General features: G+C 56.5%; 1 rRNA gene. It reads right to left on the bottom strand.

Features of this window, described 5'->3' with window-relative positions:
• Positions 1–21 precede the first annotated feature (21 nt).
• Positions 22–1,858, bottom strand: a 23S ribosomal RNA gene (locus ACIQ7D_RS37480); the annotation flags it as partial.

Raw genomic sequence — 1,858 nt, 5'->3', positions numbered from 1 at the left:
ACACAGTGGACGCGAGCAACTGAGGACAAGCCCTCGGCCTATTAGTACCAGTCAGCTCCAACCGTTACCGGTCTTCCACATCTGGCCTATCAACCCAGTAGTCTCCTGGGAGCCTTAACCCCTCAAGGGGGTGGGAGTCCTCATCTCGAAGCAGGCTTCCCGCTTAGATGCTTTCAGCGGTTATCCTTTCCGAACGTAGCCAACCAGCCATGCCCTTGGCAGAACAACTGGCACACCAGAGGTTCGTCCGTCCCGGTCCTCTCGTACTAGGGACAGCCCTTCTCAAGACTCCTGCGCGCGCAGCGGATAGGGACCGAACTGTCTCACGACGTTCTAAACCCAGCTCGCGTACCGCTTTAATGGGCGAACAGCCCAACCCTTGGGACCGACTCCAGCCCCAGGATGCGACGAGCCGACATCGAGGTGCCAAACCATCCCGTCGATATGGACTCTTGGGGAAGATCAGCCTGTTATCCCCGGGGTACCTTTTATCCGTTGAGCGACGGCGCTTCCACAAGCCACCGCCGGATCACTAGTCCCGACTTTCGTCCCTGCTCGACCCGTCGGTCTCACAGTCAAGCTCCCTTGTGCACTTACACTCAACACCTGATTACCAACCAGGCTGAGGGAACCTTTGGGCGCCTCCGTTACTCTTTAGGAGGCAACCGCCCCAGTTAAACTACCCATCAGACACTGTCCCTGATCCGGATCACGGACCCAGGTTAGACATCCAGCACGACCAGAGTGGTATTTCAACGACGACTCCACCTGAACTGGCGTCCAAGCTTCACAGTCTCCCACCTATCCTACACAAGCCGAACCGAACACCAATATCAAACTATAGTAAAGGTCCCGGGGTCTTTCCGTCCTGCTGCGCGAAACGAGCATCTTTACTCGTAGTGCAATTTCACCGGGCCTATGGTTGAGACAGTCGAGAAGTCGTTACGCCATTCGTGCAGGTCGGAACTTACCCGACAAGGAATTTCGCTACCTTAGGATGGTTATAGTTACCACCGCCGTTTACTGGCGCTTAAGTTCTCAGCTTCGCCACCCCGAAGAATGACTAACCGGTCCCCTTAACGTTCCAGCACCGGGCAGGCGTCAGTCCGTATACATCGCCTTACGGCTTCGCACGGACCTGTGTTTTTAGTAAACAGTCGCTTCTCGCTGGTCTCTGCGGCCACCCCCAGCTCAGGATGTAAAACCCCTCACCAAGAATGGCCCCCCTTCTCCCGAAGTTACGGGGGCATTTTGCCGAGTTCCTTAACCATAGTTCACCCGAACGCCTCGGTATTCTCTACCAGACCACCTGAGTCGGTTTAGGGTACGGGCCGCCATGAAACTCGCTAGAGGCTTTTCTCGACAGCATAGGATCATCCACTTCACCACAATCGGCTCGGCATCAGGTCTCAGACACATGTTGCACGGATTTACCTGCACAACGCCCTACACCCTTACCCCGGGACAACCACCGCCCGGGCTGGACTACCTTCCTGCGTCACCCCATCACTTACCTACTACAGATCTGGTCCGACGGCTCCACCACTTTCCATTCCCCGAAGGGTCCGGAACGGCTTCACGGTCTCAGCATCGTCTGATTCAGTACTGGGCGTTTCAAAGCGGGTACCGGAATATCAACCGGTTGTCCATCGACTACGCCTGTCGGCCTCGCCTTAGGTCCCGACTTACCCTGGGCAGATCAGCTTGACCCAGGAACCCTTAGTCAATCGGCGCACACGTTTCCCACGTGTGTATCGCTACTCATGCCTGCATTCTCACTCGTGAACCGTCCACAACTAGCTTCCGCTGCTGCTTCACCCGGCACACGACGCTCCCCTACCCATCACAGCGGGCGTTG

This window comes from Streptomyces sp. NPDC096310, from assembly GCF_044763125.1.
GTDB lineage: Bacteria > Actinomycetota > Actinomycetes > Streptomycetales > Streptomycetaceae > Streptomyces.
Note: the sequence above shows the minus strand (reverse complement) of the source record. Positions and strands in the feature narration are given on the sequence as shown.